The 11,512-nt window shown below is 72.7% G+C and carries 15 protein-coding genes and 1 tRNA gene; 8 read left to right on the top strand and 8 right to left on the bottom strand.

Annotated features, from left to right (window positions below):
• Positions 1 to 50: 50 nt before the first annotated feature.
• The 3 genes from UW392_RS06475 to UW392_RS06485 are packed head-to-tail and all read right to left on the bottom strand — an operon-like array spanning position 51 to position 1,330.
• Positions 51 to 395, bottom strand: a complete 345-nt coding sequence (locus UW392_RS06475; protein WP_414495677.1) for a DUF202 domain-containing protein — start codon at positions 393 to 395, stop codon at positions 51 to 53.
• On the bottom strand, positions 383 to 775 hold the full coding sequence (locus UW392_RS06480; protein ID WP_320773909.1) for a YidH family protein: 393 nt from the start codon (positions 773 to 775) through the stop codon (positions 383 to 385). The genes UW392_RS06475 and UW392_RS06480 overlap by 13 nt, the downstream gene beginning before the upstream one ends.
• Before the next feature lie 45 nt (positions 776 to 820).
• Positions 821 to 1,330, bottom strand: coding sequence for an NUDIX hydrolase (locus UW392_RS06485; RefSeq protein ID WP_320773910.1), 510 nt, complete (start codon positions 1,328 to 1,330; stop codon positions 821 to 823).
• Between the two features lie 215 nt (positions 1,331 to 1,545).
• Here UW392_RS06485 and UW392_RS06490 point away from each other — a divergent pair, with 215 nt between their 5' ends.
• Genes UW392_RS06490 through UW392_RS06500 form a run of 3 tightly spaced genes read left to right on the top strand, consistent with a single transcriptional unit; the run spans position 1,546 to position 4,007 of the window.
• Complete coding sequence (locus UW392_RS06490) at positions 1,546 to 2,493, top strand: hypothetical protein (protein ID WP_320773911.1); 948 nt, start codon at positions 1,546 to 1,548, stop codon at positions 2,491 to 2,493.
• A 49-nt stretch (positions 2,494 to 2,542) separates the two neighbouring features.
• A complete protein-coding gene (locus UW392_RS06495) occupies positions 2,543 to 3,268 on the top strand; it encodes a molybdopterin-dependent oxidoreductase (protein ID WP_320773912.1) in 726 nt (241 codons plus the stop codon).
• Positions 3,252 to 4,007 carry a cytochrome b/b6 domain-containing protein gene (locus UW392_RS06500; RefSeq protein WP_414495680.1) on the top strand — a complete coding sequence of 252 codons (756 nt, stop codon included), beginning with the start codon at positions 3,252 to 3,254 and terminating at the stop codon, positions 4,005 to 4,007. The genes UW392_RS06495 and UW392_RS06500 overlap by 17 nt, the downstream gene beginning before the upstream one ends.
• On the opposite strand, the gene UW392_RS06505 is transcribed toward UW392_RS06500, so the two are convergent.
• Positions 3,993 to 5,390: a gluconate:H+ symporter gene (locus UW392_RS06505; protein WP_320773913.1), complete on the bottom strand. Its 1,398-nt coding sequence runs from the start codon at positions 5,388 to 5,390 to the stop codon at positions 3,993 to 3,995. The genes UW392_RS06500 and UW392_RS06505 overlap by 15 nt on opposite strands.
• Positions 5,391 to 5,426: 36 nt before the next feature.
• The gene (locus tag UW392_RS06510; RefSeq protein ID WP_320773914.1) at positions 5,427 to 5,951 is read right to left on the bottom strand and encodes a gluconokinase; all 525 of its coding nucleotides are present in this window, start codon (positions 5,949 to 5,951) and stop codon (positions 5,427 to 5,429) included.
• A 137-nt stretch (positions 5,952 to 6,088) separates the two neighbouring features.
• Here UW392_RS06510 and UW392_RS06515 point away from each other — a divergent pair, with 137 nt between their 5' ends.
• A complete protein-coding gene (locus tag UW392_RS06515; RefSeq protein WP_320773915.1) occupies positions 6,089 to 6,790 on the top strand; it encodes a FadR/GntR family transcriptional regulator in 702 nt (233 codons plus the stop codon).
• A gap of 8 nt (positions 6,791 to 6,798) precedes the next feature.
• Here UW392_RS06515 and UW392_RS06520 read toward each other — a convergent pair whose 3' ends face one another.
• Together UW392_RS06520 and UW392_RS06525 are read right to left on the bottom strand one after the other, a co-directional pair.
• A complete protein-coding gene (locus UW392_RS06520; protein WP_320773916.1) occupies positions 6,799 to 7,185 on the bottom strand; it encodes a YchJ family protein in 387 nt (128 codons plus the stop codon).
• 55 nt (positions 7,186 to 7,240) lie between these two features.
• Positions 7,241 to 7,325, bottom strand: a tRNA-Leu gene (locus tag UW392_RS06525).
• A gap of 197 nt (positions 7,326 to 7,522) precedes the next feature.
• Here UW392_RS06525 and UW392_RS06530 point away from each other — a divergent pair.
• The 3 genes from UW392_RS06530 to UW392_RS06540 all read left to right on the top strand — a co-directional run bounded on the left by UW392_RS06530 (position 7,523) and on the right by UW392_RS06540 (position 10,381).
• Positions 7,523 to 8,848 (top strand): M20/M25/M40 family metallo-hydrolase, encoded by a 1,326-nt coding sequence (locus UW392_RS06530; protein WP_320773917.1) that lies wholly within the window; start codon positions 7,523 to 7,525, stop codon positions 8,846 to 8,848.
• Positions 8,849 to 9,033: 185 nt separating this feature from the next.
• Positions 9,034 to 9,267 carry a chaplin ChpH gene (chpH, locus tag UW392_RS06535; protein WP_320773918.1) on the top strand — a complete coding sequence of 78 codons (234 nt, stop codon included), beginning with the start codon at positions 9,034 to 9,036 and terminating at the stop codon, positions 9,265 to 9,267.
• A 178-nt stretch (positions 9,268 to 9,445) separates the two neighbouring features.
• Positions 9,446 to 10,381, top strand: coding sequence for a chaplin (locus UW392_RS06540; protein WP_320773919.1), 936 nt, complete (start codon positions 9,446 to 9,448; stop codon positions 10,379 to 10,381).
• A gap of 114 nt (positions 10,382 to 10,495) precedes the next feature.
• Here the strand turns inward: UW392_RS06540 and UW392_RS06545 are convergent, their stop codons facing one another.
• Positions 10,496 to 10,684: a DUF5703 family protein gene (locus UW392_RS06545; protein WP_027758838.1), complete on the bottom strand. Its 189-nt coding sequence runs from the start codon at positions 10,682 to 10,684 to the stop codon at positions 10,496 to 10,498.
• Between the two features lie 47 nt (positions 10,685 to 10,731).
• Here UW392_RS06545 and UW392_RS06550 point away from each other — a divergent pair, with 47 nt between their 5' ends.
• Positions 10,732 to 11,478, top strand: coding sequence for a hypothetical protein (locus tag UW392_RS06550; RefSeq protein WP_320773920.1), 747 nt, complete (start codon positions 10,732 to 10,734; stop codon positions 11,476 to 11,478).
• The last annotated feature ends 34 nt before the right edge of the window (positions 11,479 to 11,512 follow it).

Here is an 11,512-nt window from a genome sequence, read left to right on the forward strand (position 1 = left end):
GCAGCCCGCCCCCCCCGGAAGCCCGCCCCCGCGACCACGCGCCGTGCCGCTCAGCTCGCCAGCAGTACCGCCCCGCACGCCGCGACCGCGACCGTGCACAGGGCTGCGGCCGCCGCGTACCGGGGTGGCAGGGCCGGGGGCCGGTTCGTGGCCGAGAGGACGCGGATGCGGCGGTGGGCGAGTGTCAGGGTGACCAGCCACAGGCCGCAGCAGAGCGCGCCCGCGACGACGGAGACGGCCGAGGCGCCGCTGTGCAGCGCGGTCCGCGCGGCGAGTACCGCGGCGACGGCGCCGGACAGGGTGGTGCGCCGCCAGGCCAGCCTCGTCCGCTCGGGCTGCAACCCCGGATCGCGGCCGGTGACGGGGGAGCCCGGGGCGGCACTCACCCTTCCCACCCCACCAGCACCACCAGAACCATCGCGACGGCCACGACGGCGACCACGACACCGAGCAGGGCGGGGAAGCGCGAGACCGGCAGATCCTCCCCGCGCCGCATCGCCCGCTCGCACCGCACCCAGTGGTTGACGGCCCGCAGGGCGCACAGCACACCCGACACCAGCAGCGCCAGGGCGAGCCCGACCCGCCACCCCCACCGCAGGCCGGGCAGGAACTGATCGACGGCGAACCCGCCGCCGATCAGGGCGAGGGCGGTGCGCAGCCAGGCCAGAAAGGTCCGTTCGTTCGCCAGCGAGAACCGGTAGTCGGGCGTCCCGCCCTCCCGCCGCACCGCGTCGGGCGCGAACCACAGCCGTACGTTCCGTGCAAAGTCGATCACCCGGCCGACACTATCCGCCGGCCCCGGAACGCGGAGCGAGCCCGCTCACGCCTCCCGCGCCACGAGCCGCTCGTACGCCGCCAGCCCGTCCGGCACCCACTCCCACTCGCCCAGCCGCCGCTCCAGCTCCTCCTCGGTCAGGAACGCGTGCCAGGCCACCTCCTCCACCTGTGGCCGCACCGGCAGCTCGCACCGCACCTCGTACACCGCCGACCACCACGTACGCCCGCCACCGCCGTCGTACAGGAACGTGAACAGGTGCCGCGGGCGCGGCAGCCCGCTCACCCCCAGTTCCTCCTCGGCCTCCCGCAGGGCCGCGTCGTCGTAGGACTCGCCCGCGCCGACCACCCCGCCGACGAACATGTCGTACAGGGAGGGGAAGACCAGCTTCTCCGCCGTGCGGCGGTGCACGAAGACGCGCCCCTCCGCGTCCCGGGCCCGCACGAACACACAGCGGTGCCGCAGCCCCTCGGCGTACACCCGCCCGCGCGGTGCCCGGCCGACCACCCGGTCCTGCTCGTCGACGACGTCGAGGATCTCGTCCGCAGCGCTCATGCGCCCATCCAAGCAAAGAGCGCGGAGAGCGGCACGCGCCCGCCGCTCCCCCCACCGCGCGCTCCGCACAACTACCCTGAAAACAAGGCAAGTTGACGCGTGTAACGCCACGAACCCGCTTGACGGCACACCTGTGCGCCCGCTTTGCTGGGCTTGATCCGGTCATGGCATCACGGCCATCGACACCCGCCGCGTCGCACGAGGAAGTCCCCGCGGTGCCACCATCCCCACCCCCCTCCGGCCCCGCGGACGCGGCCGGGACCTTCGACGAGGCACTCGACGACGCCGAACTCGTCTGCGCCCGCGCCGCCCTGGCCGGGGGCCGCTGGCAGACCGCCCGGTCCCTGCTCGCCCACACCGGCGACGACTGGGACCGCCGCGGCCACCGCGTGACCGTCCTCGCCCGCGAGCCGTGCGCCGCCGCGCTGGCCCGCGACTGGCTCCTCACCGAACCCGGCTCCGCCGACGCCCACGTCCTGCTCGCGCTGGCCCTCGTCCGCGCCGCCCTGCGCGGCGGCGCGGACCCGGAGACGGCCCGGGACGCCTGCCGCACGGCCGCCGAACAGGCCCCGGCCGACCCCACCCCCTGGCTCGGCACCCTCATGCTGGAGCGGGTGTCCGGCACCGACAAGGAGGCCGTCTACGCCTTCGAGGAGGTCCGCGGCCGGTACGCCGACCACCACCACGCCCACCACCTGATCGTCGCCCGCCTCGCCGAGCGCCGCGCCGACGCGGGACCCGACCCGCTGCACGAGGTGTACGAGTTCGCCGACCGGGCCGCCGCGACGGCCCCCGCCGACTCGCCGCTGGCCGTCCTGCCCGTCGTCGCGCACACCGAGCGCCACCGCGTGCTGGCCGCCGCCGGACACGGGTCCGCCGACCCGGCCGCCCGTGGCCACTGGAGCGGCCAGCGCGCCGCCCTGGTGCTGCGGGCCGCCTTCGACTGGTGGCTGGAGTGGGAACAGGACGGCCACCCCCGCGGCCCGATCGACCTCAACTTCCTCGCCCACGCCGCCTCCCGCGCGGGCCACGGCGCCGAGGCCGCCGCCCTCTTCCGGCGCATCGGCGACCACGTCACGCCCCAACCGTGGTCCTACTCCGGCCATGACCCCCGTACCGCCTTCGCCGCCGCACGCGCCGCCGCCCTCGGCCCATGGAACTGAGCGCCGCCACCCCTGGCCCCGACGGCACCCCGGGTGCTCGAATGGGACGGTGAACTCCGGACCCTCCGAGGAACGGGGCGCGCCCGTCGGCCGCCGCGTCGTCCTCGGCACCCTCGGGCTGGGCGCCCTCGGCGTCGTCGCCGCCCCGGCCCTGCAACGCGGCCTCGAATCCTTCCTCGGCGGCGCGGCCGACAAGGACCCCACCGGCCTGACCGGCCTGCTCCCCAACGGCGGCGGCTTCCGCTACTACTCCGTCGCCTCCTCCGTACCGCACAAGGACGACCGCTCCTACCGCCTCACTGTCGACGGCCTCGTCGACAGGCCCGCCTCCTACACCCTCGCCGACCTGCGGGCACTGCCGCAGACCCGGCTCGTCCGCGACGTCCAGTGCGTCACCGGCTGGCGGGTGCCGGACACCGCCTTCGAGGGCGTACGTCTCTCCCGCGTCCTGGCCGCCGCCGGAATCCGCCCGAAGGCCCGCGCCGTACGGTTCACCTGCTTCGACGGCACCTACAGCGAGAGCCTCACCCTCGACCAGGCCCGCCGCGACGACGTCCTGGTCACCCTGCGGATGGACGACGAGGACCTCGGCCACGCCCACGGCGGCCCGGTCCGCCTCTATGTCGCCCCCATGTACTTCTACAAATCCGCCAAGTGGCTCTCCGGCATCACCGTCACCGAGGACGTCCGGCCGGGCTACTGGGAGGAACGCGGCTACGACATCGACGCCTGGGTCGGCCGCTCGAACGGACGGGACGATGACCCCACCGCCTGACCCCACGGCCACCGTCCGCCGGTTCACCCCCGCCGAGCGCTGGACGCACCGCACGACCGCCGCCCTGATGGGCGTCTGCGTCCTCACCGCCGCCTGCCTCTACGTCCCCCAGCTCGCCGAACTCGTCGGCCGCCGCGCCCTCGTGGTCACCCTGCACCGCTGGACCGGTCTCCTCCTGCCCGTCCCCGTCCTGGCCGGACTCGCCTCCCGCGCCCTCCGCGCCGACCTCGGCCGCCTCAACCGCTTCGGCCCCCACGACCGCCGCTGGCTGCGTGCCGCGCTCCGCCGCGACCGGCGGCCGGGCGCTCGCCCCGCCGCCAAGTTCAACGCCGGGCAGAAGCTGTACGCGTCCTGGGCCGCCGGCGCGACCCTCGTGATGCTCGGCACCGGCCTGCTGATGTGGTTCACGCACCTCGCGCCGCTGCGCTGGCGGACCGGCGCGACCTTCGTCCACGACTGGCTGGCCCTCACCCTCGGCATCGTCCTCGCCGGGCACATCGGCATGGCGCTCGGCGACCCCGAGGCCCGCCGGGGCATGCGGACCGGCGAGGTGGCCCGCTGGTGGGCCGAGGCCCGCCACCCGCTCTGGCGGCCCGACAAGGACGTACGGCCGGACACGCACGTACGGCCCGACACGGACGTACGGCCGGACACGGACGTACGGCCCGAGGCCCCGGCGGGAACCGGGGCCTCGGGCCGTACACGGGGTGACGCGGGCGCGGACCTACAGGACCAGTGAGACCAGCAGGACCAGCGCTCCGGCGACCACCGAGATGATCGTCTCCATCACCGACCAGGTCTTCAGCGTCTGGCCGACGTTCAGCCCGAAGTACTCCTTCACCAGCCAGAAGCCGGCGTCGTTGACGTGGCTGAAGAAGACCGAACCGGCGCCGATGGCCAGCACCAGCAGAGCCGCGTGCGTCGTCGACATGTCGGCCGCCAGCGGCGCGACCAGACCGGCCGCCGAGACGGTCGCCACGGTCGCCGAACCGGTCGCGAGGCGGATCACCACCGCGATCAGCCAGCCGAGCAGCAGCGCCGGGATCGACCAGTCCTCGGAGATGTCCAGGACCATCTGGCCCACACCGGAGTCGATGAGGGTCTGCTTGAAGCCACCGCCCGCGCCGACGATCAGCAGGATGCCCGCGATCGGCGCCAGGCCCTTCTCGATCAGCCCGGAGACGCGCTCCTTGCCGAACCCGGCGGGCCGCAGCAGCGTGAAGATGCCCACGAGCACGGCGACGAGCAGGGCGATCATCGGGGAGCCGATGACGTCGAAGACCCGCTGCACCAGGTGGTCGGCGTCGTCGACGATGATGTCGACCAGCGCCTTGGCCAGCATCAGCACGACCGGCAGCAGGATCGTCACCAGGGTGGCAACGAAGCTGGGACGCTTCTGGAGGTCCTCCGAGGCGCGCTGCGGGATCATCCGCTCCGGCGCCGGGACGTCCACCCAGCGGGCGGCGAACTTCGAGAAGACCGGACCCGCGATGATCACCGTCGGAACGGCGATCAGGACACCCAGCGCCAGGGTCACGCCGAGGTTGGCGCCGACCGCGTCGATCGCGACCAGCGGACCGGGGTGCGGCGGCACCAGGCCGTGCATCACGGACAGACCGGCCAGCGCCGGGATGCCGATCCGCATCAGCGAGAAGTTGCCGCGCTTGGCGACCATCAGGACGACCGGGATCAGCAGGACGATGCCGACCTCGAAGAAGAGCGGCAGCCCGACGACCGAGGCGATCAGCACCATCGTCCACGGCATCGAGCGCTTGCTCGCCCTGCCGAGGATCGTGTCCACGATCTGGTCCGCGCCGCCGGAGTCGGCGAGCATCTTGCCGAGGATCGCGCCGAGCGCGATCAGGACGCCCACGCCGGCGACGGTCGAGCCGAGCCCGGCGGTGAAACTGGTGATGACCTTGTCCAGCGGCGCCCCGGCGAACGCGCCGAGCGCGAGCGAGCCGATGGTCAACGCCAGGAAGGCGTGCAGCTTGAACTTGGTGATGAGCAGGACGATGACGGCGATGCCCAGCAGCACGGCGATGCCCAGCTGGGCGTGGCCGGCCGAGGTGATCGGCTCGACGGTGTCCGCTGCCAGCATCTCGACGCTGAGTCTGGTCACGGTGATTCCTTGCGAATGGTGGGGAAGTGAGGGTGGTTACGCGGGCTCGGGGAGCGCCCGCAGCGAGTCCGCCGCCCGTGAGGCGATCTCCTCGGGACCGCCGGCGACGTCCACGGCGACCCCGGCCTCGTCCGCCTGGAGCGGCTGGAGCGTGGCGAACTGCGAGTCGAGCAGAGCGGTCGGCATGAAGTGACCCGCGCGGTGCGACATCCGGTCCGCGATCAGCTCGCGGCTGCCCGTCAGGTGCACGAAGACGACACCGGGAGCGGCGGCCCGCAGCCGGTCGCGGTACGACCGCTTCAGCGCCGAGCAGCTGACCACCCCGCCGAGTCCGGCCCGGCCGTGCGCCCACTCGCCGATGGCGTCCAGCCAGGGCCACCGGTCGTCGTCGTCGAGCGGGGTACCGGCCGACATCTTGGCGATGTTGGCCGGCGGGTGGAAGTCGTCGCCCTCGGCGTAGGGAACGCCGAGGCGGGCGGCGAGCAGGGGACCGATGGTGGTCTTCCCGGTGCCCGCCACGCCCATGACCACGACGACATGGGGAGTCTGCGGTTGCTGCATCGTGCTCTCGCTGTCTGCTGTCTTCGTCGACACGTGATGTCGACGCAACTGAAACCTATTACGTCCTACTAATTCAAGAGGGTGTGACATATAAGTCTGACTTTTTCTTCCCGTGACCCGGCACGTACGCTGAGTGCATGAGCGCAACCGGCCGGGGTCTGCACGGCCACGTACTGGACACCCTCGGCCCCGCCATCACAGCAGGCGACTACCCCGCGGGCAGCGTCCTGCGCACCGACGAACTGGCGCAGCGCTTCGATGTGTCCCGCTCCGTGATGCGCGAGGCCGTCCGGGTCCTGGAGTCCATGCACCTGGTCGAGTCCCGCCGCCGCGTCGGAGTCACCGTCCAGCCCGAACGCGAGTGGAACGTCTACGACCCCCAGGTCATCCGCTGGCGGCTGGCCGGCACCGACCGGCCGCGCCAGCTGCGCTCGCTCACCGTGCTGCGCTCGGCCGTGGAACCCGTGGCCGCGGGCCTCGCCGCCCGCAACGCCACCGCCGCGCAGTGCGCCGAACTGACCGAGTGCGCCCTCGGCATGGTCGCCAACTCCAGCGGTCACCGGCTGGAGCAGTACCTCTTCCACGACGTGGCCTTCCACCGCGTCGTCCTCAACGCCTCGGGCAACGAGATGTTCGCCCGCCTCGGCGACGTCGTCGCGGAGGTCCTCACCGGCCGCACCCAGCACGACGTGATGTTCGAGGACCCCGACCCGGCCGCCGTCACCCTGCACGTCCGCCTTGCCGAGGCCGTGCGCGAGCGCGACGCCGCCCGCGCGGAGTCGCTCACCCGCGAGATCACCGCCGGCGCCCTCCAGGAACTGGACATCCTGGCGCCGTAGCGGCGCCGCTACGCCTCGGGGAAGGTCCCGTCCACGTACACCCACGCCCCGTCGATCCGCTGGAAGCGGCTGTGCTCGTGCAGCGACCCGCCCCGGTAGGACGCCCGGAAGGTCACCGTGCCGGTGGAGTGGAAGGCGGAGCCGTCCGTGCGGTCCAGGATCTCCAGACCGGTCCACCGCGTCCCCGGGTCGAGGTCGAGCCGGGCGGGCCGGGTGCGCGGATGCCAGGTGCGCAGCAGATACCCCGCGTCCAGCCGGGTGAAGGCGCTGTAGCGGGACCGCATCAGCGCCTCGGCGGTCGGCGCGGCGGCGGCATCGGAGTGGAAGCGGCCGCAGCACGTCTCGTACGGCCCGGACAGCCCGCACGGGCAGGAACGCGTGGTCATGGCCACCATTGTGCGGCAACGCGTGAGGGCCGTGACCTCACGGTCACGGCCCTCACGTCCTGTGTGTCCGAGGGGGGACTTGAACCCCCACGCCCGATAAAGGGCACTAGCACCTCAAGCTAGCGCGTCTGCCATTCCGCCACCCGGACAAGGTGTCTGTCGTGCGGGCTCTGCCCGCGGCGACGTCGTAAACATTACCAGGCTTCCGGGGGTGCCCGATCACCCCCTGTTCACCCCCGCGCCCCGCGTGAACGGCGTGTGACGGGCCGGGACCGGTCTTGGGCCTCCCCCGCGCGGGGGAGGAGTATGAGGGGGACCCACCAGCAGTGACAGCGGGAGGAAGCACGTGAGCGACTCGGGCACGACCGGAAACGTCGCCGGCGAGGACGAGGTCGTCGACCTCTGCCGTGACCTCATCCGGATCGACACCAGCAACTACGGCGACCACTCCGGACCGGGTGAGCGCAAGGCCGCCGAGTACGTCGCGGAGAAGCTCGCCGAGGTCGGACTCGAACCGAAGATCTTCGAGTCCCACCCCGGACGCGCCTCCACGGTCGCCCGGATCGAGGGCGAGGACCCGTCCCGGCCCGCGCTGCTCATCCACGGCCACACCGACGTCGTCCCGGCCAACGCCGACGACTGGACCCACCACCCGTTCTCCGGCGAGGTCGCCGACGGGTGCGTGTGGGGCCGCGGCGCCGTCGACATGAAGGACATGGACGCGATGACCCTGGCGGTCGTCCGCGACCGGCTGCGCAGCGGACGCAAGCCCCCGCGCGACATCGTCCTGGCCTTCCTCGCCGACGAGGAGGCCGGCGGCACCTACGGCGCCCGGTACCTCGTCGACCACCACCGCGACCTCTTCGAGGGCGTCACGGAGGCGATCAGCGAGGTCGGCGGCTTCTCCTTCACCGTGAGCGAGCAGCGCCGGCTCTACCTCGTCCAGACGGCCGAGAAGGGCATGCACTGGATGAAGCTGACCGTGGCCGGCACCGCCGGGCACGGCTCGATGATCCACCGCGACAACGCCATCACCGAGCTGTCCGAGGCCGTCGCGCGCCTCGGACGACACGAGTTCCCGATCCGGGTCACCAAGACCACCCGGGCCTTCCTCGACGAGCTCGGCGACGCGATGGGCATCGAGCTGGACGCCGACGACATGGAGTCCACGCTGGCCAGGCTCGGCGGCATCGCCAAGCTGATCGGCGCCACCCTGCGCAACACCGCCAACCCCACCCAGCTGGGCGCCGGTTACAAGGTCAACGTCATCCCCGGCGAGGCCACCGCGCACGTCGACGGGCGGTTCCTGCCCGGCCACGAGGAGGAGTTCCTCGCCGACCTCGACCGCATCCTCGGCCCGAACGTCCGCCGCGAGGACGTCCACTCGGACAAGGCCGTCGAGACCACCTTCGACGGTCCGCTCGTCGCCGCCATGCAGTCCGCGCTGGTCGCGGAGGACCCGGCGGCCAAGGCGATCCCGTACATGCTCTCCGGCGGTACGGACGCCAAGTCCTTCGACGACCTGGGCATCCGGGGCTTCGGCTTCGCCCCGCTGAAGCTGCCGCCGGAGCTGGACTTCGCCGGCATGTTCCACGGCGTGGACGAGCGCGTGCCGGTGGACGGCCTGCGGTTCGGCGTCCGCGTCCTGGACCGCTTCATCGACGCGTCCTGACGTGTCATGGCGCGGCGTGATGTCCCGGTTCGGGCAGCTGAAACGACACTCCGTTAATCGGCCGGGCGTACGGGGCTCAACCGGGAAGGGTGAATGCGACCATACGCTCGTAGCCTGATTACTCCCTCCTCGTTACTGGTCATGTGATCCGCATTTTGGATCGCGCTTGCCAACTAGGAGGAATAATGCTCAAGAAGGTCGTCGCCGCCGCCGCTGCCACCGGTGGTCTGGTTCTCGCGGGTGCGGGCCTGGCCGTCGCCGACTCCGGTGCCCAGGGTGCGGCCGTGCACTCCCCGGGTGTCGTTTCCGGCAACGTCGTCCAGGTGCCGGTCCACGTCCCGGTGAACGTGTGCGGCAACACGGTCAACGTGATCGGTCTGCTGAACCCCGCCTTCGGCAACACCTGCATCAACAAGTGACGTTGTGCCTCGCCCGCTGAAGGGCTGAGCCCTCTTCCGGAGGGCTGAGTCCGCAGGGCCTGAGCCCGTCGGCCCCGGAGCGCACGCCGTGCGCTCCGGGGCCGACCGGCCTTACGGAACGAACGCTCCGCACACTTCGCATACGTCGGCACAAGGTCGAAGGCAGGGAAATCAGCACATGCGACAGGTCACCCGCAAGGGCCTGATGACGATGGCGGCGGCCACCGGTGTGATCGCCGCCGCGAGCGGCACCGCCCACGCGACGGGCGCCGGCGCCCAGGGCTCCGCCACGGGGTCGCCCGGCGTGCTCTCCGGCAACTCGGTGCAGGCGCCGGTGCACGCGCCCGTGAACATCTGCGGCAACACGGTCACCGTCATCGGCGGCCTCAACCCGTCCGTGGGCAACGCCTGCGCCAACCAGGGGGGCGGCGGCCACGGGCACTCCGGCGGCGGCGCGCACGCCGACGGCCACGCCACCGACTCGCCCGGCGTCGGCTCCGGCAACCACGTCCAGGCGCCCGTCCACGTCCCGGTGAACGTCTGCGGCAACTCCGTGAACGTCGTCGGCGTCGGCAACCCCGCCTTCGGCAACGACTGCGGCCAGGAGGGGGGCGGCCACCCGACGGACCCGACGGACCCGCCGGGGGGACCGGGAGAGCCGGGGCACCCGGGGGACCCCGGGGATCCTGGTGACCCGGGCGATCCTGGTGATCCGGGTGACCCCGGGGATCCGGGTGACCCCGGTGAGCCCGGTGACCCCGGTGAGCCCGGTGACCCGGGCGACCCCGGTGAGCCTGGTGACCCGGGCGATCCTGGTGACCCCGGCACCCCCGAGGAGCCCGGCAACCCTGAGGAGCCCGGAAACCCCGAGGAGCCCGGCAACCCCGGTGAACCCGGCGTTCCTGGTGAGCCGAGCACTCCGCCCACCGGCGGCGGCGAGACTCCCGGCGGCCCCGGTGACCAGGACGGCGGCGTGTCCGTCACCGGCCCCGTGGGCGACGCCCAGCTCGCCGAGACCGGCAGCGGCCTGCCGCTCGGCTTCGCCCTGCCGGCCGGCGCGGGCGCGCTGCTCGCGGGCGCGGTGCTGTACCGCAGGGCGCGCGCCTCGATGTGACGCGCCCCGCGCGTAACCGGCGTATCTCGCGTACCGCGCGCCTCTGGCGTGAACGGAGCGGGCCCCGCACCGGCGGGGCCCGCTCCGTCTCCGCGACAACCGGCCCGATCCGGCTCACCAGGTGGCGCGCACCTGTCGGATGATCCGCCGCCGCAGCCGCACCCTGCGGCTGCCGTCGCGCAGCAGGCTCAGGCGGTACAACTCCCAGTGTCCGTACTCGGCGTGGTCCGTCAGCAGACGCGTCGTCTCCTTGCGGGAGACCCCGCGCGGGACGTACACGTCGACAAATTCGTATTCCGGCATCGCATCTATTGTGCGGGCTGGGGCCCGGTACGGATAGCGTCTGCTGTATGTCTGATGCTGTGCAGCCCACCGCTGCCGAGGTACGCGCCGCCGCCGAGGCGGTCAAGACCGCGCTCGATCGTCACCTGGCCGCGGTCGAACGACGGACCGGAGACGACGACCCGGCCGTCTACGAGGCGTTCAACCAGGTGGCGGCGGCCGCCGAGGCGTACGACGAGCTGCTCTACGACCGCTACGACGAGGTCACCCCCTTCGAGATCCCCGCGGCGGAGGACGCCCTGCCGCCGTACACGGGCCCCGAGGAACCCAACGCGCTCAGCGTGCTGATCCGCCGTGACTACGCCGTGGTGGAGCCGCAGCGGCTGCTGGCACAGGCCCGCCGGGTCGAGGCCGCGGACGACGAGCGCGCCGCGGGCACGGGTGCCTCCGGCACGGTGCACGGCGCGCTGGGCCTGCTGTTCGGCGAGTTCGAACCGGACGAGGTCGCCTCCCGGCACAAGGAGTTCGGCCTGGAGGAGGGCGACTCCACGCTCTGGGTGACGGCCGCCGACGAACCGGCCGAGGCCGGCGAATGGCTGGAGGCACCCTTCGAACAGGTCGACCCCCAGCGGGTGGTGTGCCGCTTCGACGTCAGCTCCGTCTTCGACGACGAGGCCGACGACGACCTGGACGACGACCTCGACTCGGACCTCGACGCGGACCTGGACGAGGTGGACCGGGTGGACGACGAGGACGACGAGGGCGAAGGGGACGAAGAGGACGAGGACCTGGAGCGGCTCGACGCCGACCGCTGAACCGGCCGTGGGGGGGGGGGGGGGGGGGGGGGGG

Source organism: Streptomyces sp. CRN 30 (assembly GCF_034105845.1).

What these genes read in the sequence shown, in the direction of transcription:
- UW392_RS06485 (WP_320773910.1), bottom strand. Translation starts at nt 1,330, where the DNA reads ATGAGCGCTGCGGACGAGATCCTCGACGTCGTCGACGAGCAGGACCGG.
- UW392_RS06500 (WP_414495680.1), top strand. Translation starts at nt 3,252, where the DNA reads ATGACCCCACCGCCTGACCCCACGGCCACCGTCCGCCGGTTCACCCCC.
- UW392_RS06510 (WP_320773914.1), bottom strand. Translation starts at nt 5,951, where the DNA reads ATGCAGCAACCGCAGACTCCCCATGTCGTCGTGGTCATGGGCGTGGCG.
- UW392_RS06515 (WP_320773915.1), top strand. Translation starts at nt 6,089, where the DNA reads ATGAGCGCAACCGGCCGGGGTCTGCACGGCCACGTACTGGACACCCTC.
- UW392_RS06520 (WP_320773916.1), bottom strand. Translation starts at nt 7,185, where the DNA reads ATGGTGGCCATGACCACGCGTTCCTGCCCGTGCGGGCTGTCCGGGCCG.
- chpH (WP_320773918.1), top strand. Translation starts at nt 9,034, where the DNA reads ATGCTCAAGAAGGTCGTCGCCGCCGCCGCTGCCACCGGTGGTCTGGTT.
- UW392_RS06540 (WP_320773919.1), top strand. Translation starts at nt 9,446, where the DNA reads ATGCGACAGGTCACCCGCAAGGGCCTGATGACGATGGCGGCGGCCACC.
- UW392_RS06545 (WP_027758838.1), bottom strand. Translation starts at nt 10,684, where the DNA reads ATGCCGGAATACGAATTTGTCGACGTGTACGTCCCGCGCGGGGTCTCC.
- UW392_RS06550 (WP_320773920.1), top strand. Translation starts at nt 10,732, where the DNA reads ATGTCTGATGCTGTGCAGCCCACCGCTGCCGAGGTACGCGCCGCCGCC.